The 19,076-nt window shown below is 48.9% G+C and carries 15 protein-coding genes; 12 read left to right on the top strand and 3 right to left on the bottom strand.

Translation table 11 applies throughout. The features are described from left to right. Positions 1-30: 30 nt before the first annotated feature. From purU to KO512_RS09980, 10 genes are all read left to right on the top strand, one after another. Positions 31-900 (top strand): formyltetrahydrofolate deformylase, encoded by an 870-nt coding sequence (purU, locus tag KO512_RS10025; protein ID WP_215952208.1) that lies wholly within the window; start codon positions 31-33, stop codon positions 898-900. Positions 901-1,132: 232 nt separating this feature from the next. Next, positions 1,133-2,455 (top strand): aspartate kinase, encoded by a 1,323-nt coding sequence (locus KO512_RS10020; RefSeq protein ID WP_215952207.1) that lies wholly within the window; start codon positions 1,133-1,135, stop codon positions 2,453-2,455. Between the two features lie 22 nt (positions 2,456-2,477). Next, positions 2,478-3,674, top strand: a complete 1,197-nt coding sequence (locus KO512_RS10015) for a glycine C-acetyltransferase (RefSeq protein ID WP_215952206.1) — start codon at positions 2,478-2,480, stop codon at positions 3,672-3,674. Next, on the top strand, positions 3,671-4,696 hold the full coding sequence (gene tdh / locus KO512_RS10010; RefSeq protein ID WP_215952205.1) for an L-threonine 3-dehydrogenase: 1,026 nt from the start codon (positions 3,671-3,673) through the stop codon (positions 4,694-4,696). The genes KO512_RS10015 and tdh overlap by 4 nt, the downstream gene beginning before the upstream one ends. A 237-nt stretch (positions 4,697-4,933) precedes the next feature. After that, positions 4,934-6,181 (top strand): sarcosine oxidase subunit beta family protein, encoded by a 1,248-nt coding sequence (locus KO512_RS10005; protein ID WP_215952204.1) that lies wholly within the window; start codon positions 4,934-4,936, stop codon positions 6,179-6,181. A 14-nt stretch (positions 6,182-6,195) separates the two neighbouring features. Beyond that, positions 6,196-6,477, top strand: a complete 282-nt coding sequence (locus KO512_RS10000; protein ID WP_215952203.1) for a sarcosine oxidase subunit delta — start codon at positions 6,196-6,198, stop codon at positions 6,475-6,477. Further along, complete coding sequence (locus KO512_RS09995) at positions 6,474-9,476, top strand: sarcosine oxidase subunit alpha family protein (RefSeq protein WP_215952202.1); 3,003 nt, start codon at positions 6,474-6,476, stop codon at positions 9,474-9,476. Before KO512_RS10000 ends, KO512_RS09995 begins: the two co-directional genes overlap by 4 nt. Then, a complete protein-coding gene (locus tag KO512_RS09990) occupies positions 9,469-10,056 on the top strand; it encodes a sarcosine oxidase subunit gamma (protein WP_215952201.1) in 588 nt (195 codons plus the stop codon). Before KO512_RS09995 ends, KO512_RS09990 begins: the two co-directional genes overlap by 8 nt. A 64-nt stretch (positions 10,057-10,120) precedes the next feature. Then, complete coding sequence (locus tag KO512_RS09985) at positions 10,121-11,140, top strand: proline racemase family protein (protein ID WP_215952200.1); 1,020 nt, start codon at positions 10,121-10,123, stop codon at positions 11,138-11,140. Positions 11,141-11,265: 125 nt separating this feature from the next. Continuing rightward, a complete protein-coding gene (locus KO512_RS09980; RefSeq protein ID WP_215952199.1) occupies positions 11,266-12,339 on the top strand; it encodes a GlxA family transcriptional regulator in 1,074 nt (357 codons plus the stop codon). Between the two features lie 36 nt (positions 12,340-12,375). Here KO512_RS09980 and KO512_RS09975 read toward each other — a convergent pair whose 3' ends face one another. Then, a complete protein-coding gene (locus KO512_RS09975) occupies positions 12,376-12,540 on the bottom strand; it encodes a hypothetical protein (RefSeq protein WP_215952198.1) in 165 nt (54 codons plus the stop codon). Between the two features lie 1,261 nt (positions 12,541-13,801). Here KO512_RS09975 and KO512_RS09970 point away from each other — a divergent pair. Together KO512_RS09970 and KO512_RS09965 are read left to right on the top strand one after the other, a co-directional pair. After that, positions 13,802-15,433, top strand: a complete 1,632-nt coding sequence (locus KO512_RS09970) for a sensor domain-containing diguanylate cyclase (protein WP_215952197.1) — start codon at positions 13,802-13,804, stop codon at positions 15,431-15,433. 404 nt (positions 15,434-15,837) lie between these two features. Next, positions 15,838-16,815, top strand: a complete 978-nt coding sequence (locus tag KO512_RS09965; protein ID WP_215952196.1) for an HDOD domain-containing protein — start codon at positions 15,838-15,840, stop codon at positions 16,813-16,815. Between the two features lie 122 nt (positions 16,816-16,937). On the opposite strand, the gene KO512_RS09960 is transcribed toward KO512_RS09965, so the two are convergent. Further along, positions 16,938-18,287, bottom strand: coding sequence for a sensor histidine kinase (locus KO512_RS09960; protein ID WP_215952195.1), 1,350 nt, complete (start codon positions 18,285-18,287; stop codon positions 16,938-16,940). Then, complete coding sequence (locus KO512_RS09955) at positions 18,284-18,943, bottom strand: response regulator transcription factor (protein WP_215952194.1); 660 nt, start codon at positions 18,941-18,943, stop codon at positions 18,284-18,286. Before KO512_RS09955 ends, KO512_RS09960 begins: the two co-directional genes overlap by 4 nt. Positions 18,944-19,076: the final 133 nt, after the last annotated feature.

Below are 19,076 nucleotides of genomic sequence, written 5' to 3'. Positions count from 1 at the left end.
TAACAACTAAAATGAAACAGGTATGCCAATATGAATACAGATACCACCCATATACTCACCGCATCGGCTCCTCGAAAGATCGGCGCGCTTGACCTACTCACCTCCAGCCTATCTCATTTTGGCGCGTATATGAACGAGGTTCACTCCTTCGACGATGTTAAAACTGATAAATTCTTTTTCCGTTCTGCCTTTGGTTTTGATGACGGTAAAGACTTTGATATGGCTGAATTTAACCGTTTTTTCAAAGCTAAAAGCGTGCAACACGATATCACTTGGGAACTATCAGAAATAGATAGGAAACCTCGGGTTATCATATTGGTCTCCAAACACGATCACTGCCTCAATGATCTACTTTATCGCTACCGAACCCAGCAGCTTAAAATAGAAATTCCTGCCATTATTTCCAATCATCCCGACTTGGCATCACTCGCCGAGTGGCATGGTATCCCCTATTATCACCTGCCGATAACCGCTGACACCAAACCTGATCAAGAACGTCAGATGATGGCGATTATCCAAGAGAAAAACGCCGACCTCGTCGTTCTCGCTCGGTATATGCAGGTGCTGTCTCAGGAGATATGCCAGCAGTTAAATGGTTGGGCGATCAATATCCACCATTCGCTGCTACCCGGCTTTAAAGGGGCTAAACCCTATGAGCAAGCCTTTGATAAAGGCGTAAAACTAGTGGGAGCAACCGCCCATTACGTCACCCCCGACTTAGATGAAGGTCCCATTATTACTCAGCGCGTTGAGACGGTTGATCATACTTACAGCACCGCTGGCCTGACCGAAAAGGGCCGACACATCGAATGCCAAACACTGGCCCGAGCGCTGCAATACCATATTGAAAAAAGGATTTTCGTTGACCAAGGAAAAACGATTATTTTTGCTAATGCTTAACCATTAAGTGAACTCGATAATATCCGTTTCACTGACCTTGCCTCGGTACTCAGGTGATATAAAACACTTGAGAACCCCCTTTCAGCCGCGAACACATCTCTCGCGGCTGTTTTTTCATTCTGAAAAACGCGGTTTTTATTCAATTCTAAAAATCCATCACCGCTTAATGTTATTCCCATACTTCCTGTCTTCTCGCGGGGTACTGAGAAGAAAAATAACAACCTGGGTGTACATGATGATAGTCATTAAATTTGGTGGTAGCTCAGTTGCCGACCGACAGCAGATAGAGAAAGTAGCCAACATTATCAAAAGCCGTGCTGACCAGCCTCAGGTGGTCATTAGTTCAGCCCATAAAGGAGTGACATCGCAGCTGATCGAATCAGCACATCAAGCTGCACAAGGCCATCTCGATATCCCCCAAGCATTGGCTCGACAACAGCAAATTTGCCAATCATTAGGCTGCCCTGATGCCTGCTTAAAAGCACTCTATGAAGAGTTAACCGCCCTACTGCGTGGTATCTCGCTGGTTCGGGAACTGAGTGCTCGCACACTCGATTATGTCGCCAGCTTCGGCGAGCGCATGTCGGTCAGGGTGATTGCTTGGTATCTACGACAGCAGGGACTCAACGCACTGCCTTTCGATGCTTGGGAGTTAGGCTTAATCAGCGATTCGAACTTTGGTGCCGCCCGTCCTATCGAGGGTTATCAACAGGCGATTGCCAAACACCGACCCACCTTTGAAAACGTTATTCCAGTCGTAACCGGCTTTATCGCCAAAGATCAGCAGGGCAATATAACGACCTTGGGTCGTAATGGTAGCGACCTTAGCGCCACTCTGTTTGCCGAGGCGTTAGTCGCCGACAGTTGCGAGATATGGAGCGATACCGACGGCGTCATGAGTGCAGACCCTGGACTGGTTGCCAATGCCCGTAATATTCCCCAGATGAGCTTTAGAGAGGCCTCCGAATTAGCTCGTTTTGGCAGCCGTATTTTGCACCCTGCCTCACTGGAGCCGGTCACACGGGCCGCTATCCCTCTGCTGGTGATGAACACCAATGCCCCGGAGCATCCCGGCACACTGATTCGCCAAACGACATCGAATCATCGGGATCAGATCACCAGCATCGCCTATAAAGAACATCAAACTATTGTCACCATCAACTCTTCAGCGATGTTGCAACATTCAGGCTTTCTCGCGGAAATTTTCACTATACTGGGTCGATATCAGATTGTTGTCGATATGATTTCAACATCAGAAGTATCTTTATCATTTTCGACGGAAAGTTCTGCTCAACTCAGTTTAGCACTGCAAGAGCTAAAAGCGTTCAGCGACTGTGAAGTGGTTAACAACAAAACCATTATCGCGATTGTTGCGCCACAGCCAAACGACTTCATCCGCTATAACGTCGATGTATTGGCCATCCTACAAGCACAACAGATAGACACCGAGATGCTCAGTCTTGGCTATCGAAGCATAAACCTAATGTTACTTATCGACGATGTTCATATTAGTCAGGCGGTTCAATCCCTGCACAACGCTTTTTTTACCCACTAATAATTAATGAGGAGCAACCTCTGTGAAACAATCATTCTTTGATCACCTTGAAAACGAACTTGAAAACATTGAGCAGCAAGGTCTGTTTAAACGCGAACGGGTGCTCAGTTCGCATCAAAAAGCGGAGGTTAACATCACCACCGGTGAACAGGTGGTCAACATGTGTGCCAATAACTATTTAGGCCTCGCTGATAACCCACAACTACGAGAAACAGCCAAAGAATCGATTGACCAATATGGCTATGGCATGGCGTCCGTGCGCTTTATTTGCGGTACTCAAACCATCCATAAACAGTTGGAAAACCGTATTAGCCAGTTTTTACAGATGGAAGATACCATCCTTTACTCCTCCTGTTTCGATGCCAATACCGGCTTATTCGAAACCCTGTTAGGGCCTGAGGATGCGATCATTTCTGATGCCCTCAACCACGCCTCCATTATTGACGGGGTGCGTTTGTGTAAAGCCAAACGTTACCGTTATGCCAACAATGATATGGCCGATCTAGAAGCTCAGTTAAAAGCTGCCGATGCGGCGGGTGTGCGCTTTAAGTTGATCGCCACCGATGGGGTCTTCTCCATGGATGGTACCATTGCCAACTTGCAGGGCGTGTGCGATTTAGCTGAACAATATAATGCTCAGGTGATGGTGGATGACTCTCACTCGGTCGGCTTTATGGGGGAAAATGGCCGTGGTACCCATGAGCACTGCAATGTGATGGGCCGTGTCGATATCATCACCGGTACATTGGGCAAAGCCCTCGGAGGCGCCTCGGGTGGCTATGTGGCCGCCAAGGCATCGGTCGTTGAGATCTTGCGTCAACGCTCCCGTCCCTACCTGTTCTCAAATACGCTTGCGCCGGTGATTGCCGCGACTTCGGTAAAAGTGCTGGATATGCTGGAAGAATCGGCCGAATCTCGCCTGAAACTGCACCACAACGCTGCGTATTTCCGTGCAGCAATGGGTGAGCTTGGGTTTGATTTAGTACCCGGTGAACACCCTATCATTCCAGTGATGCTAGGGGATGCCAAACTGGCGCAAACCATGTCGGCTCGCTTATTAGAAGAGGGGGTCTATGCCGTCGGCTTTTTCTACCCTGTCGTGCCGCAAGGTAAAGCCCGTATCAGAACCCAGATATCCGCTGCGCTCGATAAAGAGCATATCGATAAAGCAATCGCAGCCTTTGCCAAGGTCGGACGAGAGCTAGGAGTCATCGAATGAAGTCACTGGCGAAATCAAAACCCGAGACCGGACTCTGGTTATGTGATGAACCAAAACCGGTGCCGGGCTATAACGATATTCTTATCAAGATCAATAAGACCGCCATCTGTGGTACCGATATGCATATCTATAACTGGGACAGTTGGGCTCAGTCAACCATTCCCGTGCCCATGACTGTTGGTCATGAATATGTCGGTACCGTGGTTGAGATCGGCGAAGGCGTTTCCGGCTTTAAACTGGGTGACCGGGTCTCCGGTGAAGGTCATATAGTCTGCGGTCATTGTCGTAACTGTCGTGCAGGTAAACAACACCTCTGCCGAGAAACCTTCGGCGTCGGCGTCAACCGGTCCGGCGCCTTCGCCGAATACTTGGTGATTCCGGCGAGTAACGCGTTCAATTTGCCGGATTCGATCAGTGATGAAATGGCTTCGATTCTCGACCCATTAGGCAATGCAGCCCACACGGCACTGTCTTTCGATTTGGTCGGTGAAGACGTGTTGATTACCGGTGCTGGCCCTATCGGCATTATGGCAGCGGCGATCTGTCGTCATGTCGGTGCCCGACATGTGGTAATCACCGATGTTAATGACTACCGACTGGAACTGGCCAAGAAAGTGGGCGTTACCCGGGCGGTCAATGTCGCCACCGAAGACCTCAAAAGCGTCATGCAGGAACTCAACATGAGCGAAGGTTTCGATGTAGGCTTGGAGATGTCTGGGGTTGCCTCGGCGTTTCATAGCATGCTCGACTGCATCAATCACGGCGGCAAGATCGCCATGCTCGGCATTCCCGGTGACAATATGGCCATCGATTGGAGTCAGGTGATCTTTAAAGGGTTGATCATTAAAGGGATATACGGCCGTGAAATGTATGAAACCTGGTACAAAATGAGCGCTATGTTACAAAGCGGTCTCGATCTTTCACCCATTATCACCCACCGTTTTAAAATTGATGACTATCAGCAGGGCTTCGATGCCATGCTGTCTGGAGCCTCAGGCAAAGTCATTCTTGAATGGACCTAAGCGCCCTCACTTAACTTTAACCGATTCGTCTTAACTCGCTTAATAACCGGCAAGTTAAGGCAAATTCGCAGCACAATTGATGCAGAAGCCCCGCTTCTGCATTTTTTTATCTTCAATTACCTCTCTGTTCAATAAAACGCACTTAGCGTTCAATTTAAACAAGCCATATATTCTTAAATTGTAATGGCCATCCACTCGAAGGCATCAACAAATATAAACGCTCTATAGGAGTCCATTATGCAGAAGTACTCGTTTTTCAAACTCCTGCAACACAGCCTTAGCCATCATAAAAACTGGCAGGCCGCTTGGCGTAATCCGGCCCCTGCCCGTGAATACGATATCGTTATTGTCGGGGGTGGCGGTCATGGATTAGCCGCTGCTTATTATCTGGCTAAGAAGCATGGCGTTAAACGTATCGCGGTCATTGAAAAAGGTTGGTTGGGTGGTGGTAACACCGGCCGTAACACCACGGTTATTCGCTCGAACTATCTACGCGATGATAGTGCCCGCTTGTACGAGCATTCCCTACAGTTATGGGAAGGTCTCTCGCAAGAGCTTAACTATAACGTGATGTTCAGCCAGCGCGGTTTGCTCAACCTCGCACACTCCCATCACGAGATGTCGACCCTGTTACAACGACACTACGCCATGATCGAGAACGGTATCGAATCCGAAATTCTCAACATGCAGCAATTAAAGAAATGGTTGCCTAACGCCAACCTAACAAGCTCTGCCCGCTATCCCATTACTGGCGCCATCGTGCAGCGCCGTGGCGGAACCGCCCGCCATGATGCTGTTGCTTGGGGTTATGCCCGTGGTGCCGATGCACTAGGCGTCGATATCATTCAACAATGCGAAGTGCAGGATTTGATTGTCACCAATAATGCGATCAAAGGGGTGGAAACCACCAAAGGCACGATCAAAGCCGATAAAGTGCTGCTCTGCGCCGCAGGCCACTCAGGCCACCTCACTAAGATGGCGGGACTGGAGTTACCAATGGTCAGCGTACCGTTACAGGCGATGGTGTCTGAGCCGATGAAGCCCTGCATGAACACCATTATTAATGACTCCACCGTGCATGCCTATATCAGTCAATCCGATAAAGGTGAACTGGTTATCGGTGCCTCTAACGACCCATACCTGTCTTACTCGCAACGGGGTAGCTGGCAAGTCAACGAAGAAACGCTACAGGCGATACTAGAACTCTATCCCGTGTTCAGTCGTGTCAAGATGATGCGTCACTGGGCCGGTATCGTCGATATTACCCCAGACCGTAGTCCTCTGATGGGACTAACCGATGTTAAAGGCCTCTATCTCGATGGTGGTTGGGGCACAGGCGGTTTTAAAGCAACACCCGGTGCCGGCGATTTGATGGCTGATACCGTCGCCAATGATAAAGCCCATCCGCTAGTGAAACCGTTTGGGCTGGATCGTTTTACATCCGGCCGACTGGTTGATGAAGGCGCGGCGTCCGGCGTGCACTAACAGAGGGAAAGACCATGCTATTGATTAATTGCCCCTTCTGCGGGGCTCGCGAAGAACATGAATTTCATTACGGTGGGCAGGCACATATTACCCGCCCAGCAGATCCAGAACAGGTGGATGATAAAGCCTGGGCGGATTATCTGTATTACCGCAAAAACACTCTGGGCTTGCAGGCCGAGCGTTGGCAGCACAGCTTTGGCTGTGGCCAGTGGTTTAACGCGTTACGCTGCAGCCAAACCCATCAATTTAAGGCCGTGTATAAAATGGGCGATGACGCTCCGGAGGGTCTGTCATGAGCCATGCCAACAACCGTCTCACTCAAGGCGGACTGATCGACCGTCAGCAAACGATCAACTTCAGTTTTAATGATAAGCCCTATACCGGTGTCGCTGGTGATACCCTCGCTTCGGCGTTGATGGCTAATGGTGTCGACTTGATAGGCCGGAGTTTCAAGCTGCATCGCCCAAGAGGCATCATGTCCGCCGGTGTTGAAGAGTGTAGCGCCTATGTTCAAGTAGGTAATGGTGCTCGGCACACCACCAACGTCAGTGCGACCCAAATTGAGATCTATGAAGGCCTCAACAGCCGCAGCATTCATTGCTGGCCGAGTGTCGAACATGACGTTGGCGCAATGGTCGGGGCATTTTCACGCCTATTACCCAGCGGCTTTTATTATAAAACCTTTATGTGGCCGGCTAAGTTCTGGAACATCTATGAACATGCTATTCGCGGCTCTGCGGGGTTAGGTAAGGCTCCTGAAGTCGAAGATGCCGATACCTATGAATATCGCTATGATCACTTCGACCTCGTCATCGTTGGTTCCGGCCCTGCCGGTCTCATGGCAGCGCGCCAAGCGGCACCGAGTGGCGCCCGTATTTTGCTGGTCGAGCAAGATTTTAAATTTGGCGGCAGCCTATTAGCAGACACCGCTAAAATCGATGGGCAAACACCGCTACAGTGGGTCGAGCAAAGCCTCACCGAACTGCAACAATTTGCCAACGTCACCCTATTGCCGCGCACCACGCTGACAGGCTATTACGATGGTAACTTTTTAACCGCCCTTGAACGAGTCACCGATCACCTAGCGGAAAACGTCCGCCGTCGAGGCATTGCCCGTGAACGGCTGTGGAAAATCAGAGCCAAACAGGTCATCTTGGCCACGGGCTCAATCGAAAGACCGTTAGTCTTTGGTAATAACGATCGCCCAGGTGTGATGTTAGCCTCTGGCGCCCGTAGCTATATCAATCGCTTTGGCGTTAAACCGGGGCAAAAAGCGGTTCTGTTTACCAATAATGATACGGCCTATCAGAGCGCGATTGAATTACAGCAAAAAGGCGTTACCGTTGCCGCTATTGTGGATGTTCGCCAAGCGCCACCGAAAGCCCTGCGCCAGCAAGCAAGCAACCACAATATCCCGCTAATAAGCGGCTCGGTTGTGCACAATGTGTTAGGTAAGAAGCGTGTCACCGCGGTTGAAGTAGCCGGCCTTAGCGCGCAAAACACACTCACCTCTGAACAGCAGCAGATTCAGTGCGACCTGGTTATCCAATCCGGTGGCTGGACACCAACGGTACACCTGTTTTCACAGGCCGGTGGTAAGCTGCTATATGATGAAGCACAGCTTTGTCTGCGACCCGACCCTGCCTCCATTCCTCAGGAGCTTCAGTCAGTGGGTGCCTGCAATGGCCACTTCAGCCTGACAGATGCCTTACGTGAAGGCGCTGAGGCCGCTCATCAGGCACTGCTCGAGGCAGGTTTCCAAAGCACTCAAGCTAACTGGCCAGAGGCCGATGAGTCGTCCTCTTGCATACCACAGGCGCTATGGCGTGTGCCTGTGCGCAAACAAGGGACCAAACGTTTTGTCGATCTACATAATGATGTTTCCAGCAGCGATGTGGAACTGGCTAACCGTGAGGGTTACCGCTCCGTTGAGCACTTGAAACGTTATACTGCAACCGGTATGGGCCCTGATCAAGGACGAACATCCAACATCAATGCACTCGCCATTCTGGCCGAAGAACAGAACAGCACCATTCCGGCCGTTGGCACAACCCGCTTCCGTCCGCCTTACACTCCGCTTTCGTTTGGCGCTGTTGCTGGCCGTCAGGTTGGGGAGTTTTTCCAAGTTCGACGCAAGACATCCCTGTATGAAACGCACCAACAAGCGGGGGCGGTATTTGAACCGGCAGGACTCTGGTTGCGTCCCGATTATTACCCACTCGCGGGCGAAAACCGCGAACAAGCCGTACTGCGCGAATGCCGTGCCGTGCGTCAAGGGGTCGGTATCTTCGATGGCTCATCCCTAGGCAAACTGGATATTCAGGGACCTGATTCACTGAAACTTCTTAATATGCTCTATGCCAACGGCTGGAACACCCTCAAGCCGGGGGCTTGCCGCTACGGTGTGATGTTAAAAGAGGACGGTTTTATCTTTGATGATGGGGTCACCGCCTGTCTGGGTGAAAACCACTATCACATGACGACCACTACCGGTAATGCCGAAACGGTTTATAGCTGGGTTGAAGAGTGGCTGCAGTGTGAATGGAGCGATTGGGATGTTTATGTCACGCCAGTAACCACGCAATGGGCCGCCGTATCGATTGCCGGACCAAATGCGCGTGAATTACTGCAACAGGTCGGCACGGATATTGATCTCTCCACCGAAGCCTTTGCGCATATGCAATTTAGAGAAGGCACCGTTGCCGAGATACCGGCGAGAGTGTTCCGCATCAGTTTCACCGGCGAGCATAGTTATGAAATTAATGTGCCTTCAAGTTATGCGCCGGCCCTGTGGAATGCGTTGATAAAAGCCGGTGCCAATTTAGGTATTCAGCCCTTCGGGTTGGAAGCGATCCATCGACTACGGGCAGAAAAAGGCTATATCGCGGTTGGTCTAGAAACTGACGGCACGGTCACACCCTTCGACCTTGGCATGAGCTGGGCAGTCGGTAAGAAAAAAGCGGACTTCCTCGGCAAGCGGGCACTTAGCCTACCGGAATTAACCCGTTCTGGCCGACGTCAACTGGTTGGTTTGCTGACCGATGAACCCGCTTATGTTATCCCTGAAGGGGCTCAAATTCGTCTTGAATCTGCTGGGCAAACACGCTCGCAAGGTCATGTGTCGTCAAGCTATATGAGCGCAACCCTCGGTCGCTCAATGGCCATGGCGCTGCTGGAAAATGGCCTCGAACGGTTGGGCGAAAAAGTCACCCTGCATATTGATGGTAAAACCGTGACCGCTCAGGTCACCAAACCACTGTTTTATGACGAAGATGGAGGACTACTCAATGCTTAATATCGCCTCTAAGAGCATGCAAGCCCAGCGCATTGGGCCTATTCCAACCCGCTTGCTACAGCAAAGTAGCAATCTGAAGACGTTGAAACTATCGGATCAAAGCTTCCGGGGTAAATTTATTCTGTGGGGCAATCCAGAGGATAGCCACTTCACCGACGCCGTCTTTGCCGCAACGGGATTAACACTGCCACGACAAAGCGGAGAGGTCACACAAGCAGGAGCCTTTCGCGCTATCTGGGCCAACCCGCAACGCTGGTATCTGATCTGTGAAGAGCAAGATGAAGCTACACTGGCGAATAAACTGGCACAAAGTGGTCAGGTTTATATGTCGGTAACCGATGGGCAATGCTGCTTTCACCTTCAGGGTCAAGCCAGTGTCGATCTGCTAAAAAAAGGCTGCAGTCTTAATTTTAGTGAAACGACCTTCCCTGCGGGACAGTGCTTACAAACCCGCCTAGCCATCACTAAAGTGTTCCTGCATCGGCACAGTGTCGATAGTTTCGACATCTATGTCGAACGCAGCTATAGCGAGTATATCTGGAGCTGGCTGCTCGACGCCGCAAAGGAATATAACCACTAGCATCGTACAGCAGCAACGAGGGTCGGTCAGGCTACTGGCCGACACTCTCAGCAGAGGTAATACCATGCAATGGAATAAAAAAATATCGGTTCTGGGTGTACATGCCGAGGGAGAGATTGGCCGGGTGATTACGGCTGGTGTCCTGGATATTCCGGGACGCAGCATGATGGACAAAATGAACTATATCAATACGGTCGATGACTCCATCCGTCGCTTTGCACTCTTTGAACCTCGCGGTTTTTCTCAGATGACCGTGAATCTGTTATTGCCCGCCACCCAACCGGAAGCCGATGTTGGCTTTATTCCGATGCAACCCGATTGTGCCCATGCCTTATCGGGCTCCAACAGTATGTGCGTCACCACCGCCCTGCTCGAAACCGGCATGATACCGATGCAGGAGCCACACACCGAAGTGGTACTGGATACCCCAGCAGGCTTAGTCACCGCCACGGCACATTGCGAAAACGGCAAGTGTAAAAGCGTTTCATTGACCATGGTGCCCAGTTTTGTCGAAGCCCTCGATCAGCAGATCGAGGTTGAGGGTCTCGGGAAACTGACCGTTGATATCGCTTATGGTGGTTGCTACTTTGCCGTCGTCGATGCCAATGCCCTAGGCTTAAAACTACGCCCATCCGAAGCCCGTACCTTAGTAGAACTAGGCACTCGCATTAAGCAGGCCGCCGCCGAGCAAATTAGCGTTCAGCACCCTCTTTACCCATCCCTAAATAAAATTGAATATGCCATTTTTACCGGCAACTATGCAGGCGAACTACGCAGTACCAATATTATTTACCCCGGCAGAGTTGATCGCTCACCATGCGGAGCTGGTAGTTCTGCTCGCTTAGCAGTGATGTATGCCCGTCATCAGATCGCAATGAATGAGCCGGTGAAGATAAAATCCACGATTGATGGGCGCTTTATCTGTGAAGTCGTCGCTGAGACCACCGTGGGTGATAAGCAGGCTATTATCCCGCGTATAGAGGGCCGGGCTTGGATCTACTCGATGGAAGAGTATGGCGTTGACCCATCCGACCCCTTTCCGTTGGGGTACACTCTGCCGGACACTTGGGGGCCAGAAGCCTAACCCTCCAAAACCAAAAAAGTTATAAGCAGTATTGCTGCCTTATTTAACTGAGAGTTACATAACGAGTTTGAGCACGCTAGTCGATACGTTATAGTCAATTAACGATATTAATCAGGCTTGCTGTTATGACTGACGCAGATGAAACTCTCCCTCCCATCGATATGTTAATTAACACTCAGGAGCCTAACTTGCGTGTCGCCTTTGTACTAAGCCCTTTTTTCAGCATGCTCTCTTTTTCGGCCTTCGTTGATGTATTGCGCTTGGCCGGTGATACCGCTGACCGCAGCCAGATGAACCTGTGTCATTGGACCGTCGTATCCAACAACAATGATAATATTTGCGCCAGCTCAGGAATTGAAATAGCCCCAAAAAAACTAATCACAGAGGTTAGTTATGACGACTTCGACTATATAGTTGTTGTCGGCGGTATTCTGCGCGGAAGCTATATATTACCTGATGCCTTAGGCGAATTTATCCAGCGAGGTGCAGAACATGGCTTACCAATTGTGGGCATCTGCACCGGTAGTTTTATCATGGCAGAACTCGGCTTGCTTGAGGGTTATCGCTGCAGCATCCACTTTCAGCACTTTAATGAATTTACCGAAAAATATTCAGCCCCACTGCCCCTATCAGACCAAACTTATACCGTCGATCGCGATCGTTTTACCTCTATTGGCGGCGCTGCACCCGCTTATTTAGCCGCCGAGTTAGTGAAAAAACATTGCGGCCCCTTGCTGGCCCGCAAAGCGCTCAAGCTGGTTATTTTGGATTATGGCAACGACGAGCAAAGTAAAACTCATATAGGTAATCAGTTTGCTGATATTGTGTTGCAAGTGAATGATGTTCGCGTTCGCCGCGCGGTCGCTATGATGGAAAAAACCATCGCTGAACCGCTAGAAATTAGAGAAATTTCTCAACAGCTGAATGTCACCATGAGGCAGTTGAATAAGGCCTTCATGGACTCACTCAATGTCACCCCCTCTGATTTCTATCGGGATATGCGTATCCGACATGCTGAATGGCTACTCACCAATAGCGCCCGTTCCATCACCCTAATTTCCCAAGAATGTGGCTTCGCTGACAGTGCCCACCTGACCCGCTGGTTTAAGCGTAAATATAATGAATCACCGAAGCATTACCGACATCGCCGAGAAGAGGCGATTCACCTGCAAAAGGATTCCGGCTCGATAGTAAAGTGATAGTAAATCAAGGAAAGCTTAGCCACAGATCTATGATCAACGCCAACCGGACATTTCTATTTTCCTTAAAGCTAAACTAAAGCGGCTGAAGACATTATAAGTATTGGTTTCTAACCAATTACCATAAACAATCAACCGCTGATTAAGTATTACCACATCTTTCAGTTTTAACTTCTTTTCCATCGCACCATAGATGCTCATTTGTCCACTCGGCATAACACCAGATATGCCAGTACTTGAATTAATTCGAAGCCTTCATACGCAGCGACATCGCACTTCAAATCAATTTCCTATGACTTATTTCTATAACCAAGCTCACCAGCTTTCCGCCGTTATAGGCGAGACACCAAACCTAGACCAAAAAGTGGCACTTTGTGTTGATTTGTGCCACTTTGGTGTGCCATTATTGATTTATGGCCTCAGGCCAACCCAATGAAAACAAGCAGTTAGCTACACGGGTTCGTCACCCGCCACTTCCACCAAATTGATAAACGAAGACCTCCTCGAACGTTTTTTCGGCGGATGACTAACGCATGGATCATTCGAGTAACCGAGAACCAGCAAGCGTGCGCGAGCATAAAGGAGAACCGCTCTATTTTTGGTTGTTCGCGAAGTCGGTGGCTACCTTTTTTATAATTTCGAGTGCCGCTGTTCAGCGAGTGGCTATTTAAGCTTGGCGACTTCCGCTGCCAATTTACATCCCCGTGCGCAGACTCATAGTTTTTTTGGATATTGCCCGCTAATGATAGATCTGCGACTCATAAACACTGAGCTCTTTGGCTGCTATCTTTGGCTACTAAAGCGACGCTGGTTTTGGCTGCAGCTTTAAAACTTCTGACTTGAACTCTGGGGCGTACTGCTTATGTTTGAACTTGGATTTCATTGCTCACCTCGTTAAGTTATTTTACTCGCTTAGCTCGATGTCAAAAGTGGTGCGGATCACCGAGGGCAACGTCCAGCGGCAACTTCTACCGCCTGATTGCAACGGCGTAAACAATAGCGTTGAGCAAACAGAGGTTCTGCTACTCTGGAATATGGCTTTGTAAGACGCCGCTAATTAAACGCTTACAGTCATCCACAACCCCATCATTGCTCAGACAATAAAAGCAACAGGTGTGGTAATTCATGGATCGATACAGTACTTTATCAGCCCAAGTAAAATGAGTGTCATCGCGTTTAGGTTGATTAAAACCGTGGCTAAGATTTTATAACGAGCAACCTATAGTCGTTATTTGTTGTTGATAAGAAAAACAATAGCCTTGAAGTTTTGGATTGAGCTGAATGACACAAAAGCAGAACAAAGATAATTTATTAATCATTGAAATCGTAAGAACAGCGCGGCAACTCACGTCTAGGTGCCCGCTGCGCAAAGGCCCGAAATCATCAGGGCGTATTATATTTTTCATTCTTCAGCAGATGTCACGTCAGCACTGCAGTATGCAGCAGAGGCTGGCATAGGTGTATGCAGGTAAATAAAACCCATAAACGACTATTCTTACTGCTCTCTTTACTGCTTTTTATAGCGGATGCGCTGTTCGTCACTATTAATTACATCAGTGACAAACGTATCATGCATCAGAGCCTAAATGATGAAGGTCAACAGCTTAAGACCTCATTCAACGTCGCATTGTCCATGACACTCAACAATATGTCTCAACTGGCGACCTTTGTTGCCAGTTCAGCAGAGGTGCAACGCTTATTTGCACAAGGTGTATCCGCGGTTAAAGAAGAGGGCGGTGGACCGGGTGGCCCAAAATCCGCGCGCATACGAAGCATGTTATACGATAGTGTGTCGCCGGGCTGGAACAAGATGATGCAAGATTATCAGGTGCGTCAACTGCATTTTCACCTTGGCCCGGGTTCGACCAGTTTTCTCCGTGTTCACAAGCCTAGTAAGTTTGGCGACAATATGGATAACCTCCGCTACATGGTAGTAGATGTGAATCATGATGGCCGCCCTCGACAAGGCTTTGAGCTAGGACGCGTATATTCAGGGCTCCGTGGCATCGTCCCCATTTTTGCGAATAGCCACTCTCAACACCCGATTGGCGCTTTGGAGGTGGGTACGTCGTTCAAAACGTTGATTGATTCTTTGAGCAGCTCGATTGACGGGGATATTGCGGTTTTGCTTAAAAATGCCCGGGTAGAGAATGCGACTTGGTCTCGCCCGAGTGAACCTGGCAGTAGAACGCCTTGCAGCTGCTTTATTGAAGCGACTTCATCACCGACGCTGGAAGCTTTATTGGCATCGCAAGCGCGACAGATCTGGTATGAACCTAAAAATGGACACACCCTTTTGGTCAGCACGCCTAATGGCCCTATTGCTCTGACTGAATTTGCGCTGACAGACTATATCGGAGAACGCGACAAACTTGAGACCTCTGTGGGTCGCATTATGATCTGGAAGTCGGCTGAAGGGATTGTCGACGACCTGAATCATAAGACTTGGGTTAATATTATTTACGCAATTGTTGGTTTTCTCTTGATTGAGTTTGCCCTATTTTTGGGTCTTCGCTTAGCACTACGTCAACTTGAACAACGAGTCGATGAGCGGACACATGAAATTAAGGTATTGAATAAACAACTAGAAGAGATTGCGCATCAAGACATGCTCACCGGTGTTTATAGTCGTCGCTATTTTATGACGCGGCTTCAGCAGGAAATTAATCGTACCCACCGCTTGGAACAATCCATCACCCTTTTAATGCTAGATGTGGATCACTTCAAAAAGGTCAATGATACTTGGGGGCACTTGGCCGGTGACCAAGTTCTATCGGATCTAGGTAAAGTGATGATGGAAAGCTGTCGCAGCTATGATGTAGCGGGTCGCTATGGTGGTGAAGAGTTTTGCCTTTTATTACCAGGTGTTGATGGCGCAACCGGTTTACAAATAGCAGAAAAACTACGCAAGCGGGTTGAACTTCAAATCACCATTCCGGGCAGCGATGGTGTGACGGTAACGATTAGTATCGGTGTTGCACTTTATATCAAAGGCCAACGCACTGAAGAGTGGCTCAAAACAGTCGACCAAGCAATGTATAAGGCTAAACGCAATGGTCGCAATCAATGTGTGCTGGCGAGTTACGACAGCTAAACCGCGATATACGTATTTATCTACTGCGCGAGATAATTCTATTGTTGCGTAACATTTTTTGGGGTTACCCAACCGAAGAGACCTACTGAGTCAGACAGATGCTGCGACTTACCCGGTTAAAAAGCGGACAAATGGGGATAAGTAAACCGGAACGATATAAAATCGATTAAAATATTGACTCAAGAGCTAGCTATAAAGCTCTGCTATGATCAAAATACTATACATAAACGCTTAAGCTGTGTTTGGTTAAACGATATACGCCAACTATTGGAGTCGACATCGTGCTATTCGGATTATTTGGACTATTTAGTAGAAAAAAAAAGAAAACCGCTGATAAAAGACCGAAGCCTAGAAGGCAGACCAGCGAATTGTCGGGTAAACCCTCGAAGTCTCTCGGAAAGCTTTTGAGCGAATCACAGGTTGAAGTTGTACCCGAACCGCCAAAAGAGCGGCCTGCCTCGCTTGCCGAATTCGACCTATTGGTCTCGTCACAGATTGATGAGCAACAGCTGGCACAAGCACAGCAGTTATGCGAAAAATTGCCCGCCCCGCACCCAGTACAAGCGAAGTTAGCCGGCGGCCTCGACACACCTAAAGAATTGATTGAAACACTCGCGGCCGACCCTGGCCTCACCGCGGATGTATTACGCACAGTCAATTCTGCCGCCTTTGCCTTAACCTCACCGATTTCCAGCGCACAACACGCTGTTAATTATCTAGGTGTCAGTTTTGTTAAGAGTTTAATCTCCCAAGCGGCTAACACTCATCAAACCAAAGACTGCTCTGCGGCACAAAAAACGGCTTTGCAACGTGTATGGTTATCCACTGCGGTGGCAAGTGCGTTTGCAACCTTATTGGGTCAACACTTGGGTCATCCTCGCCCTTCAGTGCTAGCCACCAAAGCTCTATTTTTTAATCTCGGCGACTTAGCGTTTATCCTAGGGAATGAGGACGCACACTCATGGTATGCAGAAGATATGACGTTGCTAGACAGAGTTAAAGCGCAGCAACAAAACTGTCGTTTAAACTCGTCTATCGTTGGTTCAATGTTAGCTAGAAATTGGGGTTTACCAGAGGAAATTGAACGAGCCATTGCCAACTCTACCCTTCCACTAGCTAACGCACCCGAGCAGTTGGATTTAAAAGAAGATGAATTGAAAGATACCATATTACTTTATTTAGCTGCTCGTATCGGTGACCGTGTCGCCTATCGAGGCCTTCGAGACTTGGCCAACTTCAATATCGACGCTGAAGGAGAGCCGAGTACCTTTTTTATCAAGAGCCACTTAGAGGCTTCTGGGCAACAAATGGTTATTAATTTGCTTGCAGATACGGGGTTCCGTAAAAAATTCAATCACCTTTTATCCACATTAGCGGCTTGAATAGGGCTTACGGTAACTGCCTTTTTAACTGGGACTAAAAAGAAGTTAATCAGCCATGCGTGATGAGCTGACAACCGTGTTAAATGCCCCTAAAAATAAGTTCTAACGCTCACAAGAAAAGCTCAATCATCTATCAGCGAAAAATCAACGCTGACTTCAAAGCCATCTTCTCGTCCCCTCGCTGGGGAGTTAAATGTCATCGTTGCGCCCACGCCCGTAACGATGGCATCGACAATGGCTAAGCCAAGCCCTAAACCTTGTGCCTTAGTCGCGGATCTAACGAACCGGTGCTGCAGTCGCGCAAGCGTTTCGGCAGGAATAACCCGAGCACCATTAACAATATTTAATATCCCGTTGGCAGAAAAGCTAACCTCGATCGGCTGGTCTGAGTCGCCATGTTTGATGGCATTGTCGATTAAATTGCGCACCAAAATAGCAAAGGCATCGGGATCTATAGTCGATTTAAATTCGCTGGGCGGTAGCGTTAACCTAATAGTTGCCGCGGGAGCCGACCGCTGGCTGTCATCAACAATCAGCTGCAATAGATTTATGAGATCACTCTGCTGCGTTGATAACAGACCGCCCCCTTCCGCCTTGGCTAACTGCATCAGTTTTTCTGACAAAGCGGATAAGCCTCGGATGGTCGTTTCAACTTTCTGCATCTTCTCTTTAAGTGGACTATCTGAAACCCCGTGTTGCAGGCGCTGAATCTGAGCCAGTGCCGTTGCAATAGGCGTGCGCAACTCATGGGCACTATTGGCGGTAAAGGATCGTTCCGATTCTAAGGCTCGGCGTAAGCGTTCCAATAAGTCATTTACCGAGGTAGCGATCGTGTGAAGCTCGGTTGGCAGGTCTTTGGTTTCAATCGGTGAGAGATCGCCACTACCACGGGATTCAATCGCTTTTCTATACACCAGCACGTGACGCAAACTGTAACGCACAAAGGCCCACGTCCCGATAAAGCAGAGCGGGATCAACAAGAGGAGTGGCCAGAGTAAGCTAACGGCCATTGCAAAGATGGCTTTTCGCCTTTGAGTTAGAGGCTCGGCAACCTCGATGTGTAATGTATTTTGTACTGCCCACGCCCCATAGAATCGGTAATTTTCCGATGAACTAAAACCTTTTAATAATGTTGTATTGAACATCAGCGGATCCGCATTATGGGATTGCAATAAAATCGTGCCTGACGCATCACGTACAAGGTATACCAGCGGTTCATCGTGGGCTTCGAATGACATGATTTGTTGTAATTGCCCTGGCTCCTCTCGGTTGGTTATCTCAACTACCGCAAGGGGCATGATACGTTGAGCGGTTTCGGCCAATGCGCTATCGAAGAGGGTATTCAGCTTATTCTGTGAAACATAGACGGTGCTCAATAGCGCCAATAACCAGAGTAAAGTCACACCCAAGGTTAAGCCAATACCTAAGGTTTTTTGGAGACTTTTTGGTGCCTTTATCTGCGTTGATCTCATGAGGACCTCATGCGATAGCCTAGTCCGCGCACTGTTTCTAACTGGCCTTTATCCAGTTTTTTCCGTAGCCGACTGACATAAACTTCAATGGTATTACTTTCGATCTCGGCGCCAAAAGCATAAAGGTGATCTTCCAACTGTGACTTCGAGAGGACGTTGCCTGGATGTTGAACAAAGGCTTCAAACAGCGCCCACTCTCGGGCCGTTAAATTGATGGCCACACCCTCACGAGAAATAAAGTGTTTGTTGAGATCGACGTCTAATGTGCCAACCTTAATGATAGGGTTTGGGTTGCCACTGTAACGTCTAGAAACAGCAGCGATGCGCGCGGAAAGCTCTGATAGATCAAAGGGTTTTACCAGATAATCATCCGCGCCGGCATTTAATCCTTCGATACGATCAGACAGTTGATCTCTGGCGGTTAAAATAATCACGGGCGTTGCTTCACCGGACCTGCGTATCTTTTTCAACAGATCAATTCCGTTGCCGTCCGGCAGCATGAGATCAAGCAGAATCAGATCATAATGGGTGATCTGTAGGCTGGCGTCCGCATGGGACAGATTTTTAACCCAATCGACCGCGTGCCCTTCATCGCTGATCTGATCTCGTATGACTTCCCCTAAACCCTCGGCATCCTCTACCAGTAATAATCGCATCTCTTATCCTTAGATCTTCGCAGTCAGGCTGATCATAACCACAATTCCTGACAATAAACTGAAAGCGCCGTGATTAATAATATCAACACATAAGCTCTCTTACAGTTTACGCCTCACTGATTGATTAGGCTCG

This window comes from Amphritea atlantica, from assembly GCF_018860855.1.
Lineage (GTDB): Bacteria > Pseudomonadota > Gammaproteobacteria > Pseudomonadales > Balneatricaceae > Amphritea > Amphritea atlantica_A.
The sequence above is the reverse complement of the archived record's forward strand: the minus strand, read 5'-3'. Positions and strand labels throughout refer to the sequence as shown.

What these genes read in the sequence shown, in the direction of transcription:
- KO512_RS09985 (WP_215952200.1), top strand. Translation starts at nt 10,121, where the DNA reads ATGCAATGGAATAAAAAAATATCGGTTCTGGGTGTACATGCCGAGGGA.
- KO512_RS09995 (WP_215952202.1), top strand. Translation starts at nt 6,474, where the DNA reads ATGAGCCATGCCAACAACCGTCTCACTCAAGGCGGACTGATCGACCGT.
- KO512_RS10000 (WP_215952203.1), top strand. Translation starts at nt 6,196, where the DNA reads ATGCTATTGATTAATTGCCCCTTCTGCGGGGCTCGCGAAGAACATGAA.
- purU (WP_215952208.1), top strand. Translation starts at nt 31, where the DNA reads ATGAATACAGATACCACCCATATACTCACCGCATCGGCTCCTCGAAAG.
- KO512_RS09975 (WP_215952198.1), bottom strand. Translation starts at nt 12,540, where the DNA reads ATGAGCATCTATGGTGCGATGGAAAAGAAGTTAAAACTGAAAGATGTG.
- KO512_RS09990 (WP_215952201.1), top strand. Translation starts at nt 9,469, where the DNA reads ATGCTTAATATCGCCTCTAAGAGCATGCAAGCCCAGCGCATTGGGCCT.
- KO512_RS10020 (WP_215952207.1), top strand. Translation starts at nt 1,133, where the DNA reads ATGATGATAGTCATTAAATTTGGTGGTAGCTCAGTTGCCGACCGACAG.
- KO512_RS10005 (WP_215952204.1), top strand. Translation starts at nt 4,934, where the DNA reads ATGCAGAAGTACTCGTTTTTCAAACTCCTGCAACACAGCCTTAGCCAT.
- KO512_RS09970 (WP_215952197.1), top strand. Translation starts at nt 13,802, where the DNA reads ATGCAGGTAAATAAAACCCATAAACGACTATTCTTACTGCTCTCTTTA.
- KO512_RS09955 (WP_215952194.1), bottom strand. Translation starts at nt 18,943, where the DNA reads ATGCGATTATTACTGGTAGAGGATGCCGAGGGTTTAGGGGAAGTCATA.
- KO512_RS09960 (WP_215952195.1), bottom strand. Translation starts at nt 18,287, where the DNA reads ATGAGATCAACGCAGATAAAGGCACCAAAAAGTCTCCAAAAAACCTTA.
- tdh (WP_215952205.1), top strand. Translation starts at nt 3,671, where the DNA reads ATGAAGTCACTGGCGAAATCAAAACCCGAGACCGGACTCTGGTTATGT.
- KO512_RS09980 (WP_215952199.1), top strand. Translation starts at nt 11,266, where the DNA reads ATGACTGACGCAGATGAAACTCTCCCTCCCATCGATATGTTAATTAAC.